This window comes from Bacillus cereus group sp. MYBK14-1, from assembly GCF_051916885.1.
Classification (GTDB): domain Bacteria; phylum Bacillota; class Bacilli; order Bacillales; family Bacillaceae_G; genus Bacillus_A; species Bacillus_A cereus.
In genome coordinates this window covers 1,131,477-1,148,910 of record NZ_JBQAHM010000001.1, presented here as the reverse complement: position 1 = coordinate 1,148,910, position 17,434 = coordinate 1,131,477, and the positions used below count along the sequence as shown (strand labels likewise).

The following is a 17,434-nucleotide window of genomic DNA, read 5'->3' as shown; positions in this document are numbered from 1 at the left end:
TAAAAAATCAAAAAAATATCAACATATTTGTCGATACATGTTGTATAATCTTGCGTGGGAAGCTATCATATAAATGTATAAAACGTTTACTAATATAAGCGAAGGGAAGAATAGCATGTCACATTCAATCGAACAACTTTCTATCAACACGATTCGCACATTATCCATCGATGCGATTGAAAAAGCAAACTCTGGTCACCCAGGAATGCCAATGGGTGCAGCACCAATGGCTTATACATTATGGACTCAATTTATGAAACACAATCCAAATAACCCAACGTGGTTTAACCGTGATCGTTTCGTATTATCTGCAGGTCATGGTTCAATGTTATTATACAGCCTACTTCACCTATCTGGTTATGATGTAACAATGGATGACTTAAAGAACTTCCGTCAATGGGGAAGCAAAACTCCAGGACATCCTGAGTACGGTCATACAGCTGGTGTAGATGCAACGACTGGTCCACTTGGACAAGGTATTGCAACTGCTGTAGGTATGGCAATGGCTGAAAGACATTTAGCTGCTAAATATAACCGTGATGCGTATAATGTAGTAGATCATTATACATACGCTATTTGTGGTGATGGAGATTTAATGGAGGGCGTTTCTGCTGAAGCATCTTCATTAGCTGCTCATTTACAATTAGGTCGTCTTGTTGTGCTTTACGATTCAAACGATATTTCATTAGATGGCGATTTAAATCGTTCATTCTCTGAAAGTGTAGAAGATCGTTACAAAGCATACGGATGGCAAGTAATCCGTGTTGAGGATGGAAACGATATTGAAGCAATCGCGAAAGCAATTGAAGAAGCGAAAGCTGACGAAAAACGCCCAACGCTAATTGAAGTAAGAACGACAATTGGTTTCGGTTCTCCAAACAAATCAGGAAAATCAGCTTCACATGGTTCTCCACTTGGTGTAGAAGAAACAAAATTAACGAAAGAAGCATATGCTTGGACTGCTGAGCAAGACTTCCACGTAGCAGAAGAAGTATATGACAACTTCCGTAAAACAGTACAAGATGTTGGTGAAACTGCGCAAGCTGAGTGGAACACGATGCTAGGTGAATATGCACAAGCATACCCAGAATTAGCAAACGAATTCCAAGCAGCAATGAACGGTCAACTTCCAGAAGGTTGGGAGCAAAACTTACCGACTTATGAATTAGGATCAAAAGCAGCAACTCGTAATTCTTCTGGTGCTGTAATTAATGCAATTGCAGAGTCTGTACCATCATTCTTCGGTGGATCTGCTGACCTTGCTGGTTCTAACAAAACATACATGAATAACGAAAAAGACTTTACAAGAGATGATTACAGCGGTAAAAACATTTGGTACGGTGTACGTGAGTTCGCAATGGGTGCAGCAATGAACGGTATTGCACTACATGGTGGTTTAAAAACTTACGGTGGTACGTTCTTCGTATTCTCTGATTACTTACGTCCAGCAATTCGCCTTGCAGCATTAATGCAATTGCCAGTAACGTATGTATTCACACATGACAGTATCGCTGTTGGTGAAGATGGTCCAACACATGAACCAATCGAGCAATTAGCAGCGCTTCGTGCAATGCCAAACGTTTCTGTTATCCGTCCTGCTGATGGTAACGAATCTGTTGCAGCTTGGAGACTAGCTTTAGAATCTACAAACAAACCAACTGCTTTAGTATTAACTCGTCAAGACCTTCCAACATTAGAAGGTGCAAAAGATGATACGTATGAAAAAGTAGCAAAAGGTGCATATGTAGTTTCTGCAAGCAAGAAAGAAACGGCTGACGTAATCTTACTTGCAACTGGATCTGAAGTAAGCCTAGCTGTTGAAGCTCAAAAAGCATTAGCAGTAGACGGCGTTGACGCAGCTGTTGTCAGCATGCCATCTATGGATCGCTTCGAAGCTCAAACTGCAGAGTACAAAGAATCTGTATTACCAAAAGCAGTAACAAAACGTTTCGCAATCGAAATGGGTGCTACATTCGGATGGCACCGTTACGTAGGTCTTGAAGGAGATGTGTTAGGTATCGATACATTCGGTGCTTCTGCTCCTGGTGAGAAGATTATGGAAGAGTATGGATTTACTGTAGAGAACGTTGTTCGTAAAGTAAAAGAAATGCTTTAATGATTTCAGAAAAATCTCTCCGGCATGGAGAGGTTTTTCTATGTAAATGAGTTTTTTCGACAGAAAAAGTTTTTTATCTCTCCGCAGTCAGACAATCATTGCAAATTTTCTTATATATAATGAAGAGAAAAGGTTGTCCAGATTGGGAGTGGAAAAATGAAAACGTATGAATTGTATTTAATTCAAGAGGATATTGCGAAAGCTTATTTTGGTCGTGAATATTTGTTTTTTGATTTATTTGCTCGATTTTCAGAATCTGGGTCCCTTTCGGAGAAAAAAGTGTTATATAAGCAAATGATGTATATAACGATGCCATTGCAAGTAATGAAAATTCATCATAAATTAGAACAAGCTTTGCGCGTTCTTGGTAAATATGATAGAACACATCATACACATACAATTTATACGGGAGCGGAGTACGGCGAAATAATGGTGAAACCGCACTATATTCGTATGAATACCTCTGGAAATGTCTCTATGGAAACGACGTTCTTTGAGGTGTTAAGAAAGTGTGAATTAACATTTTTAGCTATGGATTATGAAAATACAAAGTACGGATGGCTGAATCCTCTAAAACAAGTACGAACATATGTGTAAAAAATGTCGAATTGTATCTTGTCTTATTGAAAAGGTTTTAGTACACTGTAAGGTAGACAACATGAAGGAGGAAAATATATGCCAATTTGGTTAGGTATTCTAGTGGGCGTAGTAGCACTAGTAGCAGGCGTGGCGTTAGGATTTTTCATTGCCCGCAAATACATGATGAATTACTTACAAAAAAATCCACCAATTAACGAACAAATGTTAAAAATGATGATGATGCAAATGGGACAAAAACCTTCCCAAAAGAAAATCAATCAAATGATGAGCGCAATGAACAAGCAACAAATGAAATAAGCGCTAAAAGACACTCGCTAAGAGTGTCTTTCTTTTTGTTAGTTATAGTTTTTAAAACTTTTAAAAATTCTGTATTTTTGGTAAACTGAAAACATCGCTCATTTTAAGGGAGGAGGAAAAAAATGAAAGTGTTTATGAATTTAGCGTGGTTTTTTAAACAAGAAAAACGAGCGTACATAACTGGAATTATTTTATTGTTTGGCGTTGCACTTTTAGAACTTGTAGCACCAAAAGTAATTGGAATCGTTGTAGATGAAATTAATGATGGAACATTGACGACCGATAAGTTACTAAAATGGGTTGTACTATTAGTAATTGTAGGTATTACGATGTACATATTACGTTACATATGGCGTATTATGATTTTCGGGTCTTCATTAAAATTAGCTCGCCAATTACGAAAAAATTTGTATGAACATTTTACAAAGATGAGTCCATCTTTCTATCAGTCAAATCGGACAGGTGATTTAATGGCACATGCGACCAATGATATTCAAGCGATCCAGCAAACTGCTGGAGCAGGTGTTTTGACGCTTGTTGACTCATTAGCTGTCGGAGGATGTGTACTCGTAGCGATGGGTTTTACAATTAGTTGGAAGTTAACATTATTAAGTTTAATTCCAATGCCGATTGTAGCTATTTCGACAAATTATTATGGAACTTTATTACATAAAAGGTTTCATAAAGCACAGCAATCGTTTTCGGAAATCAATGATAAAGTGCAAGAGAGTATGAGTGGAATGAAAGTGATTCGCTCGCTTGGACAAGAGAAAGAAGATTTACAGGCGTTTCGAAGAAAATCAGAAGATGTTGTACATAAAAATGTGTTAGTTGCACGTATTGATTCGTTATTTGATCCGACAATCTCTCTTATCGTTGGATTTTCTTTTTTAATCGCAGTATGTTACGGATCGGTATTAGTTGTAAGAGGTGAATTAACAGTAGGTGATCTCGTTACATTTACGACATATTTAGGTACCCTCGTTTGGCCAATGTTAGCGTTTGGATGGTTATTCAATATTATGGAGCGTGGGCGTGCTTCATATGACCGTGTAGAAAAAATTCTTTCACAAAAATCAGATGTAGTAAATAGCGAAAATGCTGTACATACAATAGCGAGCGGTAATGTTTCGTTTGCCGTTGATTCATTTTCGTATAAGAAAAATGAATTGTTACATTTAAACGATATTCACTTTGATTTGAAGAAGGGCGAAACGCTAGGAGTTGTAGGACGTACAGGCGCAGGGAAAACGACTTTATTAAAATGTTTAATCCGTGAGTATGATCATTTTAATGGTGAATTAAAAATTGGGGAGCGAGATATTCGAGATATAACACTTCATGGTGTCCGTTCTGCCATTTCATACGTGCCGCAAGATCATTTTTTATTTTCAGCAAGTATTGGCGAGAATATTGCCTTTGGAAAGGCGGATGCTACATATAATGAAATTACCCAAGCAGCAGAGATTGCTTGTATTCATAATGACATCCTCCAATTTCCAGAAGGATATGAAACAGTAGTAGGGGAAAGAGGTGTTTCGTTATCTGGTGGTCAAAAACAGCGAATCTCTATTGCTCGTGCTTTATTAACAAATGCTGAAATTTTAATTTTGGATGATTGTTTATCAGCGGTAGATGCAAAAACAGAAGAGACGATTTTAAGTGCCTTAAAGAGGGAGAGAGCAGGGAAAACGACGATTATTACTGCACACCGATTAAGTGCAATTCAGCATGCCAATCTTATTCTTGTTGTTGATGAAGGTAGAATTGTACAAAGAGGTACACATGAGGAATTAATGAAGGAAAACGGCTGGTATAAGGAAATGTATGAAAGCCAGCAATTAGAAGCTTTAGTCGAGAAAGGAGGCGTATGATGGTAGAGAAGAAGCGAAGTGATTTAAGTAGATTGCTTTCCTATATGAAGCCATATAAAGGGTTACTATCTTTAGCATTTATCTTTTTAGTTGGTGCGACAGTAACGGAAATGATGGGTCCTTTTTTAATTAAACAATTCCTCGATGAACACCTAGTACCGCGGGATTTTGAACGATCAGCGCTCGTTACTTTATTTGTAATTTACATAGTTGCTCATTTATTAAAAGTACTATTTACGTATTTAAATCTATTGTACTTTCAGAACATTGCTTTTAAGATTGTTCAAGATATGCGAGTTGAAGTATATGAACATGTTCAAAAGCTGTCATTAAGTTTCTTTGATCGTACGCCGATTGGTACACTTGTATCGCGTATAACAAATGATACGGAAGCGATTAAAGATTTTTATGTCAGTGTATTATCAACATTTGTAAAAAATGTAGTCTTTTTAGTAGGTATTTTAGTAGCGATGTTTTTATTAGATGTAAAATTAGCGCTATTTTCTCTCGTATTAATTCCGATAATGTTTGCGATTATGGTATTATATCGCCGGAAAAGTGCAGCTTTTTATTTAGAAGTACGTAATCAACTAAGCGTGTTAAATGCAAAGTTGAACGAGTCCATACAAGGAATGAATATTGTTCAAGTGTTCAGACAAGAAAAACGTATGAGAAAAGAGTTTGAAGAAGTGAATAATAAACATTATAGTGCAGGGCGACGTACTTTGAAGTTAGACGCATTACTTTTACGACCAGCTACGGATTTAGTACATATTGTAGCTATTGCGTTAGTACTAGGTTTATTTGGGATTGATGCTTTAAAGAGCCCTGTTGAAGTAGGAGTTTTATATGCTTTTGTTAACTATATACATCGTTTCTTCCAACCTGTAAATGAGATGATGATGAAATTGTCCTTCTTCCAACAGGCACTTGTTTCGTCATCACGTGTATTTCATTTAATGGACGAGAAAGATTTAGCACCGGTTCAAAAAGGCAATGAGAATCCTCAAATCGTGGATGGAGATATTGAATTTAAAAATGTTACTTTTTCATATGATGGAAAGCGTGACGTTTTAAAAAATGTATCATTTCACGTGAAACAAGGGCAAACGGTTGCTTTTGTTGGGCATACTGGTAGCGGAAAAAGTACGATTATGAATTTGTTAATGCGATTTTATAATATTAAGTCAGGAAATATTGTAATAGACGGTGTAGATTTAGAAAAATTTGAAGAACGAGAAATTAGAAAGAAAATAGGACTCGTATTGCAAGATGCATTTTTATTTGCTGGAAATGTAAAGCAAAATATTCGTATGTATAATGAAGAAATTACGGATGAAGAAGTAAAAGAAGCTGCTCGATTTGTGCAAGCGAATACGTTTATTGAAAAGTTACCAAAACAGTATGAAACAGAAGTAGTAGAAAGAGGTGCAGCATTTTCAAGCGGTCAACGACAATTAATTGCTTTTGCTAGAACGATAGCAACGAATCCGAAAGTATTAGTATTAGATGAAGCAACAGCTAATATCGATACAGAAACAGAAGAGGCTATTCAAACAGCGTTGCAACAAATGCGAAAAGGTAGAACGACGATAGCCATTGCGCATAGGTTATCTACAATTCAAGATGCGGATCAAATTTTTGTGATGCATGATGGAGAGATAGTAGAGAGAGGGACACATCAAGAATTATTAAGTGAGCAAGGTTTGTATTATAATATGTATTTGCTACAAAATAAAGTGAGTTTGCAAAAGGCCTTGTAATACAAGGTCTTTTTTATTTTGTATACAAAATATGTTTACTCTTTGTTTCTATAGCATAAATGTCGTGTCCTCTTATGAAACTTGTACATATTGTATGTATACGAAGTAAAAAAATGATAGGAGATTTTATATGCAAAACAGATCAAGTTCAAATGTTACGTTTATTGATGTGTCTCATTGGGAAGGGAATATTGATTGGAATGCAGTGAAGGCATCTGGAATTCCAGCAGCGTATGCAAAAGCGACAGAAGGTGTAAACTACATTGATCCTACTTTTACTAAGAATGTACAAGCAGCACGAAATGCGAATGTATTAATTGGTGCATACCATTTTGCACGCCCAGAACAAAATGATGCAATTTCAGAGGCAAAATATTTTGTGAGTATATTACAAAATAACCAGACAGACTTAATGCCAGTTCTGGATTTAGAATCACCAATAGATCCGAGTAACAGTAATTTAACTGGTAACGCTATATCGAATTGGGCAAGAAGCTTCATAAATTATGTGAAACAGGCTACTGGAAAAGATGTAATGTTATATACAGGAGTTTGGTATATTAATGAGTTCGGAATTAGCGGATTAAGTGATATACCGCTTTGGATTGCTAAATACTCGAGTACACCGCCTGCTGATGCTGGTGGATGGACAACGTGGACAGCGTGGCAGTACACAGATTCTGGACAAATTTCAGGCGTAGGAAATTGTGATGTATCAGCTGCAGTTTCATTAGAAGCTTTAAAAGGGAATGGAGCAAGTGGTGGAGGTAATGTTTCCCCGCCTAATAATGCAACTCCAGTGTACGGGGTTGCTATAATTAATGGAGATAATGTGAATTTGAGAAGTGGACCATCTTTGCAGTCTAGTGTAATTCGCCAATTGAATCGTGGCGAAACATATGAAGTTTGGGGAGAACAAGATGGATGGCTTTGTTTAGGGACAAATCAGTGGGTATATAATGATCCGAGTTATATTCAGTATAAACATTATGTGGCGACTATTACTGGTGATAATGTAAATTTGCGTGATGCTCCATCATTAAATGGAAATGTTATAAGACAGTTACATCATGGTGAATCGTATCGAGTATGGAGTAAGCAAGATGGATGGCTTTGCTTAGGGACAAATCAATGGATATACTATGATCCAAGTTATATTCAGTATGGTGTACAATAGAGTGAAAATAAAAGGTGCCCCGTCAGAGGTGCCTTTTATTAAAAATATACAACTTTTACAAAGTCTATATCGAAACCATAGTATACTATAATAGATATATTTATAAAAAAGAATCGAAAATGAAATAAAGGGGTAAAAATATGAATTATGTGCTAATAGGTGCGGTTTTAATATTATTAGCTGTAGTATTTGTGCTGTTTTATAAAAATAAACAGTTAGAATCAGAGAGTCAGCAAGTAGAATTTGAAAAGAAACAAGCGATTGAAACGTATAAAAATGAAATTGCAGCTACGGTGATAGAGCATAAAGAACAACAAAATAATTTAAAAAATATGGAACAGAAAAAATACAATGATTTACAAGTAAGTGCAAATAGAGAAATTGAAAATATGCGTATGATGAAAAATCAATTAGCTGTGCAGCATAGTAAAGAACGTAGTGAAATGCAAAATAAACATAATAACGAAATACATATGTTTCAAAAACTAATTGCAAATCTACGAGAATATACTAAAAACGGCGCTGAAATGAATACGTACGAAACATTACATTATATGAAACGAGGATTCATAGAGCAAGGCACCATATTAGATGCTGAAATTCAAATCATGCCGAATGTTTTTATTAAAAATAATAGTGAAATAAACGATAATCGAATCCATCATCTCATCTTGTGCAAAACTGGTATTTATCTACTTGAGACGAAAGAATGGGAAGAGAAATTAATTCATGGTTTAACGAAAGAAAATGCTGGTATATATTCATTTATGATTGATGAAATGGGTAAGTATCAACAAGAAGTTGAAAAAGAAGAGACATTTGAATATATAGTAGGTAAAGATTCGTCAACTATACAAGTGAAAAATGAAGGGAATCCAGTATATAGGGCGAAGAAACTATCTCAAATTTTATACAGTGCTTTGAAAGAAATGCAGGCTAATAGTATAAAAGAAAAAGTAAAACCAGTTGTATATTTTTATAATAAAAATGGAAAAGAAATAGTAGACCTTTCTAGTGAGGAAACACCTAGATTAAAAGATCGGGAGCAAATTGTAACGTTCTTTAGAAATGAAATATTAGCAGGGGAAGTAGTATATACAGTGCAAGAATTAGAACAGATTCAAGAAATGATTAGCCGGATGAATTATATAGTGAGTTAAAAGGGGAGATCTTTCTGAACGCTATGCTACGTGGCATTTTGTATGTCTCTTTTTGTTTATATATAGTAATGTACATTGTATTTATATTCGTCATTGATATGGTCCATATACCCTTAAGTGTAAGCAGCATTTTTGTAGTATTCATACCATTTGTTTTATTAGTCATGATTCAAAGGGCTATTTTATATGTTTCTAAAAATCGTAATGAAGAAAAGAAGCAAATGTTGGGGGGGTTAATAGTAGCACTCATACCATTAATAGTGTGCACTGTACAACTAAGTGTAAATGAATATACATCAAAGTTTAATCAAAATAGATGGTTAAATCATGCAGATAAGCGGGTACATATGGTAGATGATCTATTACAAAAATATAAATTAATAGGGAAATCAAATGAAGAAATTACACAATTGTTAGGAGCCCCAACGGAAACGAGAAGTGGGGGAGAAGGAGTTATCACTTTGTATTATCTTGGGACTGAACGTGGCTTTATCCCAATAGATAGCGAACAGCTTATTTTACAATTTGATAGAGATGGTAAAGTCATGGAATATACGGTGCATAAAGATTAAAGAAACGTGGAGGGAAGCTATATGTTATAGCTTCTTTTTTATTTTTCAATATGTCAAGGAAGGGGGAGAAGGTTTTTGAGTGGAATAAGGAATGAAAGCGGAGGTGATGCATATATATAGATGCATTGGGCGATTATTCGCCCGATTGGTGAGGGTTAATAATCAATAAGTACGGACCAAAACCCCACTGATGAAAGTTTCACTTTATCATATTGTATAAATGAAAAGGAGGTAAGACGGTGAAAGCAATCCCGACTGATGTCCTGAGTAAAGAATTGATGGAAAGAGAAGGAGTTATATCTATTACAGTAAAGGAATTTGAAAAAATAGAAGTAGCTGGAGTAGTAGTAGCTGGTCCAGCGGTTATTTTGATTAATCAAGATTAAGTACATATCATTGAAATAAAAAGCATCCATCTAGGATGCTTTTTATTTGTATGTAAGGATAAATATGATGGATAATTGTGTTACTGGAGGGAAAGTCTGTGGCAATTATTATAACAATGTTAGTAATGGGTATTTTATTAGGATTTGTTGGAGCTGGAGGAGCTGGGTTTATTATCGCGATACTCACTTTAGTATTTCATATTCCTATTCATGTTGCTCTTGCAACATCTTTAACTGCAATGGCGTTTACGACATTATCAGGTGTTGTCAGTCATTACCGTGAAGGTAATGTAGCACTTATTATAGGCGGGATTGTTGGGGGATTTGGCGCAATTGGCTCTTATATTGGTTCTAAATTTGGTTCACTTATACCAGCACATCTTCTTCATTGGTTTACAGCTGGGATGTTATTTTTATCGGCAATTTTTATGTTTATTAAATTAATTATGTTCCAAAACAAAGAACAGTCATCTTTATATAAGCATAAAGAGTTTTCCATGAACTACTTGTTGAAATGTATATGCCTTGGATTAGTTACTGGAATGATGGCTGGTTCATTTGGGATTGGTTCTGCACCGTTTATTCAGCTTGGATTAATGGTTCTATTGGGATTAACGATTCAGAAATCTGTAGGGACAACAATGCTTGTTATATTACCGATTGCAATTGGAGGCGGTCTAGGATATAGTTCGGAAGGATATTTAGATTATATATTGTTATTGCAAGTATTAATTGGGACCATGTTAGGGGCATATATTGGCGCGAAGTTTACAAATTATGCACCGCGAATGCTTTTGAGGTTTTCGATGATTATGACACCGGTTTTAGCTGGATGTATGCTATTGATGGAATAAAGTGAAATTATAATCAGTAGGGGGTTACTGCTTACAAATAGCGGGATAAAATTAATATAGCAAACTATTAATATATTTTACGAATGAATTATGTAGGTAATTCATATTTCCCATATAAAAGGATTTGTTTTAATATTATGAGTGTAAAGTTCGAGTATTCGAAGTACTACTTGAATTATATCCCTATCCCTTTTCTAAAAATGCGAACAAGTTTTGCCCTATTCTATTCAATAGTTAATTGCATAGAAATATATTGTTCGATGACCATTATGGAACGTACATAATGGGAAAATCCCGATCCTTAAAGAGGATGCCCCTAATCTTCATGTGAAAATATGATCGGATAAGAAAGCTGACCAATTTATGGTCGGCTTTCTTTTTGTTCAAAAACAATTTTTTCTTTAATTTCTGTTTGTAATAATACAGTTTTTCCGAAGCGACGTTTGCATTCCGCACGCACTTTTTCAATGGCTAGTAGCTGAGTAGTCGCGGGAACTGTGACAATAGCTTGGCGAGCCTTTCGATTTTCTTCACAAAAGACACATTCCACAACATAATTAGAAATCATATTTTCATCCTTCCAGTTTTAATTTCTAAAAAAGGATTGTCTATGAAGTTGATGTAATTTTTCGTCATTGTTTTATTATTTTCCTCTTTTTTCAAGGGGAAAATAAAAAAGAGGGCGAATTTTAGTAGGGGAGGGATGTTTATGGAGAGATGGATAGGTAGTGCAGCGGTATGTGTAAATGAAAGAAATGAAGTTTTAATGGTACTGCAAGGCAAAGAGGGAGAAGAAAAAAGATGGTCTGTCCCAAGTGGAGGACTTGAAAAGGGAGAGACACTAGAAGAATGTTGTATCAGGGAAGTTTGGGAAGAAACAGGTTACAATGTGGAAGTGGTAAATAAAATATATGAAAAAGAGGGTATTACATACGGTGTTCCAGTGTATGTCCATTATTATTTTGTTAAACAAATAGGCGGTAATATGAAAATCCAAGATCCTGATGAGTTAATACATGAAATTGCTTGGAAAGGGATACATGAAGTTGAACAATTGTGTTTAGCTTTTCCAGAGGATTATGAATTGCTGTGCCAATATATAGATAAAGAAGCAAGTATGTAAATACTTGCTTCTTTAATGTATCCAAGACAAGAAAAGCGGAACGATAACTAAACTAGCGCCTGCTGTTAAAAGCATGGATAAACTTGCGATTGTTCCTTCCACAGGACCGATTTCGAATGCTTTTGATGTACCGGTTCCATTTGCGCTCGTTCCTAACATAATACCTTTTGCGATTGCTGTTTTAATGCGGCAAATGCGTATGAGAGAAGGACCGAGCAATGCTCCTGTTAAGGCAGTTAAAACGACAAATACAGCAGTTAATTGTGACATACCACCAATCATTTCTGAAATAGCCATTGCGATTGGTGTTGTTACGATATGTGGCGCTAAACTATGTTCTAGTGATGAATCAATTTGAAAATAATTTGCTAGTAGTGCTGAAGTAATGACTGATAAAAACGAACCGACAATGACATTAAGTAAGATAGCCATTCCATGTTTCTTTAATAAATCAAAATATTTATATATTGGCCATGCAAAAGCAACTGTTGCGGGCTTTAATAATTCAGTTAACCAGTGACCACCAGATTCATATGTTTCATAAGGTGTATCTAATCCGAGCAATAAAGCAATTAAAATAATGGGACAGACGAGAAGAGGAGAAAGTAGACTCCAATTCCAACGTTGATACATTTTTTTTGATATCCAATATGTGAATAGTGTTAATAGTAAACAAAGAAATCCGATCATTGCGTTGATCCTTTCCGCTTTAGTAGCAATTCTGTTAAAAGTCCTGTAACTAAGGTAACGCAAAGAGTGCTAATCATAATAATTAAAATGAGATCGATTCCATATTGTGTTAGTGTATCTCTGTAACGTATGACAGCGACTGCAGAAGGGATGAAAAATAAAATAAGTTCTTTTAATAAAAAATCTGCTCCGTCCTGTATCCATTCTTTTTTAACTAGGTTAAATTTTAACGAAATTAATAATAAAAAAATACCGATTATACTTCCTGGAACTGGGAGGTGTGCCTGTTTTGCAATCCATTCACCTGTCCAAGCGAAACAAAATAGTAATAAAATTTGTCCGCTTAACTTCCACCATTTCATACAGTAACCACCTCTTTCTTTTTTTACATAAAAATTGTAAAAAAGAATTAACAATTTCTACTATACGTTCATTCAAAATATTTGTCTAATATATAAATTATATGTTATTAATATATTAGACATATTAATCGAAAGTGAAAAGGGTGTCCAAAAATGGAATTACGGCATTTGCAATATTTTGTTGTTGTGGCAGAAGAGTTACACTTTGGACGGGCAGCTGCTCGTTTACAAATGACACAACCACCACTTAGTCAACAAATACAGCAATTAGAAAAAGAAATGGGAGTTACATTATTTTCAAGAACGAAAAGAAAGGTTGAACTAACAGAAGCAGGAGAAATGTTTTTAAAAGAAGTAAAAAAAGCGTTTGAACAAATTGAAAAAGCAGTAGAAGTTGCACAAAGTGCGCAAAGGGGAGAAGTAGGATCACTTTCAATTGGTTTTGTAGGTGCGGCGATATATGATATTTTACCATCAATTGTTAGGGAATATAGAAAGAAATTTCCGAGAGTGTCTGTTGCATTACATGAATTGTCAACACCAGATCAAGTTCATGCACTTCATGATAACCGTATTGATATTGGCTTTTTACGTCCACCAATTCCAACACAATTATTAGAATTAGAGCCAATTCAAAGGTTATCTTGTACCTTATGTTTACCAAAGGCACATCCACTTGCAGAGAAAGATGAAATACATATAGAAGATTTACGAGATGAGCCGTTTGTATTTATTACGAGACCAGTATGGCCAGCTTTGTATGATACAATTTTATCTCTTTGCAGAGAAGTTGGATTTAGTCCACGTATTGTACAAGAAGCAACAGAGTATCAAACAGTTATGGGGCTTGTAGCGGCAGGGATTGGAATTACAGTAATACCCGTATCGGCAAATAAGTTATATAAAACAGAAGTTGTATATAAAGAATTATATGATTCTAATTTTGTGGCAGAAATGTCAGTGGCTTACAAAAAAATGAATAGTAATCCAGAGCTGCTAGAGTTTTTAAAAATTGCAAGAGAGAAGAAAAGAATAGAAGTAGAGGATGAGCAATAGTAGTAACAGAATATGGATTTAATTCAAATCCATAAAAGTACACCTTATTAAACAATAAAGCGGAAATGCAACTTAAGTTGCATTTCCGCTTTATTGTTCTTTTTTTAGCTCGATACTGAATAGATAAACGTGTTCATTTTCTTTTAAGAGTAGATCAATACCTGTTTCTTCATCAATGGTAGGAACGCTTACAGTTTCTTTACTTGTTTGGATTACAGCAGCTAAAATTGTTTTTTGATTGTATTTTAAATTTTTTATAGATTGGATTGTAGTAGTTGCGGAGCTATTTACGCTTGGTGGTGCTTCTTCATGAACAAGCGTTGAAGCACCTTCAATATTCATATACCACTGCCTTTTTTCTTGTATATCTTTATCGAATTGGAAATGTGGTGGTAAAAAAGAAAGCTTTACTTTCTTTTTTGAAAAATGTGAGGTAGCTATATTAGCAATTTCTTTTGTTTTTTTACCATTGTTATAATAATCAATTGTAGCATTTATTTCATCTTTATCATTTTTAAGCGTAACGTTATAAAACATGCTATTTCCTTCTTGAAAAGGAGTCATTTGTAAAATAGAAGCTTGCTCTTTTGTTAATTTGTATGGCTCAACAATGGCAACTTCATTGTTTTTTATTTGGCTACAACTTGTGAGTAATAATAAAAACAAGATTGATAGTAATTTTATACGCATGCAATCTCCTCCTTTTTACAATTATATTCTAAATGTGATTTTTTATCATTTCGTTTTCTAGGACTAAAGACTTAGAAGAAATTCCGATTGTAGTGCGATGTTTAAAATGTCATATTTTTATACACTAGTAGTATAGAATGCGTATGTAATAAGGTAGGGGAAGAATTTTATGTCTTTATGTCGGTTAGCGAGAAAAAATATAAGAACATTTGCTACCAAAAGGATGAAGCAATTTATGTGGATTGCTATGAGTATTATGATTTTGTTTTTTATGATATCGTTACAATTTAATGAAGGAGCTATTTTGAAAGTAGGGGATGCATTTGTATTTCAAATGTATTTTTACACACTGTTTATTGTACTAATTTTCATATGTATTTTTACTACATATAAAATGATGTACTCCCTTTTGCTAGTGAGGAGAGAGGAGTTTACATCTTATGTAGCAGAAAATATAAAAAGAAAAGAAGTACTATGTTTATTATGTCAGGAGCAATTATTCATTTATGGAGCAGCGTTTGTTTTTGGATTAGTTAATGGGATGTTATTTTTAAAATTATTTACGATTATTTTTATAAGAATAGCAGGAATACAAGGGATAAATAGTGCACCGATTACAATATATGCAATAGTAGTAGTGAGTATAATTATGATTGTTATCCTTCTATTATCGATGGTGCAATGTTTTCGATTTGTTCAAAGTTTACAAGATAAAAATTCGTTGCATTTCAAGAAAAAGGCATGAGAAATCATGCCTTTTTCCATTTTACACATAAAAATAATCATGTTACAGTGAAAAGACCTGACAAAGAATGGGAAGGAAAGGTTGTATAGAATGACAAATGAACAATCAATTGTAAAAGTCGATCGGTTAACGAAGCGAATCGGATCAAAGACACTTGTACAAAATATTAGTTTTGAAGTGAAAAAAGGCGAGGTTGTCGGTTTACTCGGACCAAACGGTGCTGGAAAAACGACTTTAATGAGAATGATGGTTGGTATGATCCGTATGACAGAAGGTGAAGTATGGATTGATGGTCAATCTGTGAAACAGCAATTCGAAAAAACAGCTGCGAAAATTGGAGCGGTAATTGAGACACCTGAATTTTATCCTTTTTTGAGCGGCTATGAAAATTTAACATATTTCGGACGAATGAATGGTAATGTGACCGAAGAACGTATCGATGAAGTAGTGAAATTGTTAGGGATGGGACAAGTAATTGATCGCAAAGTAAAAGCGTATTCACTCGGCATGAGACAACGTTTAGGAATCGCTCAGGCACTTATTCACGATCCAGACGTGTTGATACTAGATGAACCGACAAATGGATTAGACCCTAGTGGAATACATGAAATGAGAATGTACATAAAAAAAATTGCACATGAACAAGGAAAAGCTGTACTTGTATCAAGTCACTTACTTTCAGAAGTTGAATTAATGTGTGACAGAGTTATCATTATTCAGCACGGGGAATATGTGGCTACGCAAAATATTCAGCATAGCCAAAGCGAAGAGATGGAGACGATCCGTATACGTGTAGATGATGCGAATAAAGCAGCAGAAATATTAGGGCATGATGTTTTAGTAAAAGATAATGAATTACTTATTAATGTAAAAGATGAAGAAATCCCAAATGTTATTCGTACATTGCTTGAGAAAAATATTCAAGTGTATCGTGTATATGAAGAAAGAAAAACGTTAGAAGAGCAATTTTTAGAATTAACAGGGGGAAAAGATATTGTTTAATTTAGTATATAACGAACTGTATAAAATATTTAAGCGGAAGCGAACGATTATTCCATTTGCAGTTATTGCAGTATTAATAATCGGATTAGGATGGGTTACGGTAAAGTATTTTGAACCGGAAACAAAAGGATGGAAAGTAGATTATACAGAACGAACTGTAGAAATTGAGAAAAAGCTTGGCATGAAAAAAGAAGCTATTTTAGCAGAAAAATCAGGGGATGAGCTTGTAAAAGAATACCAGCTTAAGATGAAGCATTTAGATACGGATACAGCACCGGCAAGCAGTTCTCCACTTTCTTTCATGAGAGATACAGGTTTTATCGTATTTCCAATTTTGCTCCCATTTATCCTCGTGTATGCAAGTACAATTTTTGCGAATGAATATAGCTGGGGAACATATAAATTTTTAACGATACGACCAGCGAGTCGCTTTAAAATTTTAACAGCAAAATTTTTAGCAATCGTTATATTTGCAGCTTTATTATTTATATTTAATATGATCTTCTCCGCTTTATGTGGACTTGTTATTTATAAATTCCAACAGCCTGCATGGAGTGAGTTTATTTTCCAAGATGGAAATATAATAAAACAAAACATTTTTGTAGAAGCAAGTAAATATTATGTTTTATCGTGGTTACCAACGGTTGTGTACGCATCGTTTGCATTTATGATTTCTGTGTTAACGAGATCTAGTGGAGGTGCAATTGGTATTTCACTATTCCTTGCTTTATCAGGCAATATTGCGTTATTAGCAGCCACTAGATATAACTGGGCGAAATATTTATTGCCAGCAAACACAGATTTATATAGTATTTCAAAGAACGGAAGTTTTATTGATGGAGTAACATTCCCGTTTGCATCATGTATGTTGCTACTTTATTTGTTCGTATTTTTATGTATTTCATATACTGTGTTTTTAAAACATGATTTAACTTAATAAGAAAAGCCGTTCAGGGTGCTGAGATGC

At 34.7% G+C, this 17,434-nt stretch carries 19 protein-coding genes; 15 read left to right on the top strand and 4 right to left on the bottom strand.

The features are described from left to right. Window positions 1–115: 115 nt before the first annotated feature. The 10 genes from tkt to ACTFR3_RS05805 all read left to right on the top strand — a co-directional run bounded on the left by tkt (window position 116) and on the right by ACTFR3_RS05805 (window position 10,799). Window positions 116–2,116 carry a transketolase gene (tkt, locus tag ACTFR3_RS05850; RefSeq protein ID WP_000019766.1) on the top strand — a complete coding sequence of 667 codons (2,001 nt, stop codon included), beginning with the start codon at window positions 116–118 and terminating at the stop codon, window positions 2,114–2,116. A 156-nt stretch (window positions 2,117–2,272) separates the two neighbouring features. Next, window positions 2,273–2,713, top strand: coding sequence for a sporulation inhibitor of replication protein SirA (gene sirA, locus ACTFR3_RS05845; protein ID WP_000860636.1), 441 nt, complete (start codon window positions 2,273–2,275; stop codon window positions 2,711–2,713). A 78-nt stretch (window positions 2,714–2,791) separates the two neighbouring features. Continuing rightward, on the top strand, window positions 2,792–3,013 hold the full coding sequence (locus ACTFR3_RS05840) for a YneF family protein (protein WP_001123317.1): 222 nt from the start codon (window positions 2,792–2,794) through the stop codon (window positions 3,011–3,013). 122 nt (window positions 3,014–3,135) lie between these two features. After that, on the top strand, window positions 3,136–4,887 hold the full coding sequence (locus ACTFR3_RS05835) for an ABC transporter ATP-binding protein (protein ID WP_406903877.1): 1,752 nt from the start codon (window positions 3,136–3,138) through the stop codon (window positions 4,885–4,887). Continuing rightward, window positions 4,887–6,650 (top strand): ABC transporter ATP-binding protein, encoded by a 1,764-nt coding sequence (locus tag ACTFR3_RS05830; RefSeq protein WP_000229520.1) that lies wholly within the window; start codon window positions 4,887–4,889, stop codon window positions 6,648–6,650. Before ACTFR3_RS05835 ends, ACTFR3_RS05830 begins: the two co-directional genes overlap by 1 nt. A 130-nt stretch (window positions 6,651–6,780) precedes the next feature. After that, window positions 6,781–7,827: a GH25 family lysozyme gene (locus tag ACTFR3_RS05825; protein ID WP_001181393.1), complete on the top strand. Its 1,047-nt coding sequence runs from the start codon at window positions 6,781–6,783 to the stop codon at window positions 7,825–7,827. Between the two features lie 140 nt (window positions 7,828–7,967). Further along, window positions 7,968–8,987, top strand: coding sequence for an NERD domain-containing protein (locus ACTFR3_RS05820; RefSeq protein ID WP_001110279.1), 1,020 nt, complete (start codon window positions 7,968–7,970; stop codon window positions 8,985–8,987). 23 nt (window positions 8,988–9,010) lie between these two features. Next, window positions 9,011–9,559: a hypothetical protein gene (locus ACTFR3_RS05815; RefSeq protein ID WP_017656361.1), complete on the top strand. Its 549-nt coding sequence runs from the start codon at window positions 9,011–9,013 to the stop codon at window positions 9,557–9,559. A gap of 239 nt (window positions 9,560–9,798) precedes the next feature. After that, window positions 9,799–9,945, top strand: a complete 147-nt coding sequence (locus ACTFR3_RS05810) for a BC1881 family protein (protein ID WP_000644411.1) — start codon at window positions 9,799–9,801, stop codon at window positions 9,943–9,945. A 98-nt stretch (window positions 9,946–10,043) separates the two neighbouring features. Continuing rightward, window positions 10,044–10,799, top strand: coding sequence for a sulfite exporter TauE/SafE family protein (locus tag ACTFR3_RS05805; protein WP_440044243.1), 756 nt, complete (start codon window positions 10,044–10,046; stop codon window positions 10,797–10,799). 361 nt (window positions 10,800–11,160) lie between these two features. On the opposite strand, the gene ACTFR3_RS05800 is transcribed toward ACTFR3_RS05805, so the two are convergent. Further along, the gene (locus ACTFR3_RS05800) at window positions 11,161–11,367 is read right to left on the bottom strand and encodes a DUF3903 domain-containing protein (protein ID WP_000625222.1); all 207 of its coding nucleotides are present in this window, start codon (window positions 11,365–11,367) and stop codon (window positions 11,161–11,163) included. A 141-nt stretch (window positions 11,368–11,508) separates the two neighbouring features. On the opposite strand from ACTFR3_RS05800, the gene ACTFR3_RS05795 reads away from it, so the two are divergent. Next, a complete protein-coding gene (locus ACTFR3_RS05795) occupies window positions 11,509–11,922 on the top strand; it encodes an NUDIX hydrolase (RefSeq protein WP_000442982.1) in 414 nt (137 codons plus the stop codon). A gap of 12 nt (window positions 11,923–11,934) precedes the next feature. On the opposite strand, the gene ACTFR3_RS05790 is transcribed toward ACTFR3_RS05795, so the two are convergent. Together ACTFR3_RS05790 and ACTFR3_RS05785 are read right to left on the bottom strand one after the other, a co-directional pair. Continuing rightward, on the bottom strand, window positions 11,935–12,612 hold the full coding sequence (locus ACTFR3_RS05790; protein ID WP_000578954.1) for an LrgB family protein: 678 nt from the start codon (window positions 12,610–12,612) through the stop codon (window positions 11,935–11,937). Next, complete coding sequence (locus ACTFR3_RS05785) at window positions 12,609–12,974, bottom strand: CidA/LrgA family holin-like protein (RefSeq protein WP_000872365.1); 366 nt, start codon at window positions 12,972–12,974, stop codon at window positions 12,609–12,611. Before ACTFR3_RS05785 ends, ACTFR3_RS05790 begins: the two co-directional genes overlap by 4 nt. A 153-nt stretch (window positions 12,975–13,127) precedes the next feature. Here ACTFR3_RS05785 and alsR point away from each other — a divergent pair, with 153 nt between their 5' ends. Beyond that, complete coding sequence (alsR, locus tag ACTFR3_RS05780) at window positions 13,128–14,030, top strand: acetoin biosynthesis transcriptional regulator AlsR (protein ID WP_000423235.1); 903 nt, start codon at window positions 13,128–13,130, stop codon at window positions 14,028–14,030. 90 nt (window positions 14,031–14,120) lie between these two features. On the opposite strand, the gene ACTFR3_RS05775 is transcribed toward alsR, so the two are convergent. Then, window positions 14,121–14,720: a hypothetical protein gene (locus tag ACTFR3_RS05775; RefSeq protein ID WP_025687645.1), complete on the bottom strand. Its 600-nt coding sequence runs from the start codon at window positions 14,718–14,720 to the stop codon at window positions 14,121–14,123. A gap of 169 nt (window positions 14,721–14,889) precedes the next feature. Here ACTFR3_RS05775 and ACTFR3_RS05770 point away from each other — a divergent pair, with 169 nt between their 5' ends. From ACTFR3_RS05770 to ACTFR3_RS05760, 3 genes are all read left to right on the top strand, one after another. After that, window positions 14,890–15,465 (top strand): ABC transporter permease, encoded by a 576-nt coding sequence (locus ACTFR3_RS05770; RefSeq protein WP_000050617.1) that lies wholly within the window; start codon window positions 14,890–14,892, stop codon window positions 15,463–15,465. Window positions 15,466–15,555: 90 nt separating this feature from the next. Further along, entirely contained in the window at window positions 15,556–16,467 is a 912-nt protein-coding gene (locus ACTFR3_RS05765; protein ID WP_000180622.1) for an ABC transporter ATP-binding protein, read from the top strand. Beyond that, window positions 16,460–17,404 (top strand): ABC transporter permease, encoded by a 945-nt coding sequence (locus ACTFR3_RS05760; RefSeq protein ID WP_440044242.1) that lies wholly within the window; start codon window positions 16,460–16,462, stop codon window positions 17,402–17,404. Before ACTFR3_RS05765 ends, ACTFR3_RS05760 begins: the two co-directional genes overlap by 8 nt. Window positions 17,405–17,434: the final 30 nt, after the last annotated feature.

Excerpts from the sequence above, each read along its gene's own strand:
- ACTFR3_RS05825 (WP_001181393.1), top strand. The coding sequence starts at position 6,781 with ATGCAAAACAGATCAAGTTCAAATGTTACGTTTATTGATGTGTCTCAT.
- sirA (WP_000860636.1), top strand. The coding sequence starts at position 2,273 with ATGAAAACGTATGAATTGTATTTAATTCAAGAGGATATTGCGAAAGCT.
- ACTFR3_RS05835 (WP_406903877.1), top strand. The coding sequence starts at position 3,136 with ATGAAAGTGTTTATGAATTTAGCGTGGTTTTTTAAACAAGAAAAACGA.
- ACTFR3_RS05815 (WP_017656361.1), top strand. The coding sequence starts at position 9,011 with ATGCTACGTGGCATTTTGTATGTCTCTTTTTGTTTATATATAGTAATG.
- ACTFR3_RS05820 (WP_001110279.1), top strand. The coding sequence starts at position 7,968 with ATGAATTATGTGCTAATAGGTGCGGTTTTAATATTATTAGCTGTAGTA.
- ACTFR3_RS05785 (WP_000872365.1), bottom strand. The coding sequence starts at position 12,974 with ATGAAATGGTGGAAGTTAAGCGGACAAATTTTATTACTATTTTGTTTC.
- ACTFR3_RS05790 (WP_000578954.1), bottom strand. The coding sequence starts at position 12,612 with ATGATCGGATTTCTTTGTTTACTATTAACACTATTCACATATTGGATA.
- ACTFR3_RS05770 (WP_000050617.1), top strand. The coding sequence starts at position 14,890 with ATGTCTTTATGTCGGTTAGCGAGAAAAAATATAAGAACATTTGCTACC.
- ACTFR3_RS05765 (WP_000180622.1), top strand. The coding sequence starts at position 15,556 with ATGACAAATGAACAATCAATTGTAAAAGTCGATCGGTTAACGAAGCGA.
- ACTFR3_RS05800 (WP_000625222.1), bottom strand. The coding sequence starts at position 11,367 with ATGATTTCTAATTATGTTGTGGAATGTGTCTTTTGTGAAGAAAATCGA.
- ACTFR3_RS05840 (WP_001123317.1), top strand. The coding sequence starts at position 2,792 with ATGCCAATTTGGTTAGGTATTCTAGTGGGCGTAGTAGCACTAGTAGCA.
- ACTFR3_RS05830 (WP_000229520.1), top strand. The coding sequence starts at position 4,887 with ATGGTAGAGAAGAAGCGAAGTGATTTAAGTAGATTGCTTTCCTATATG.
- alsR (WP_000423235.1), top strand. The coding sequence starts at position 13,128 with ATGGAATTACGGCATTTGCAATATTTTGTTGTTGTGGCAGAAGAGTTA.
- ACTFR3_RS05795 (WP_000442982.1), top strand. The coding sequence starts at position 11,509 with ATGGAGAGATGGATAGGTAGTGCAGCGGTATGTGTAAATGAAAGAAAT.
- tkt (WP_000019766.1), top strand. The coding sequence starts at position 116 with ATGTCACATTCAATCGAACAACTTTCTATCAACACGATTCGCACATTA.
- ACTFR3_RS05775 (WP_025687645.1), bottom strand. The coding sequence starts at position 14,720 with ATGCGTATAAAATTACTATCAATCTTGTTTTTATTATTACTCACAAGT.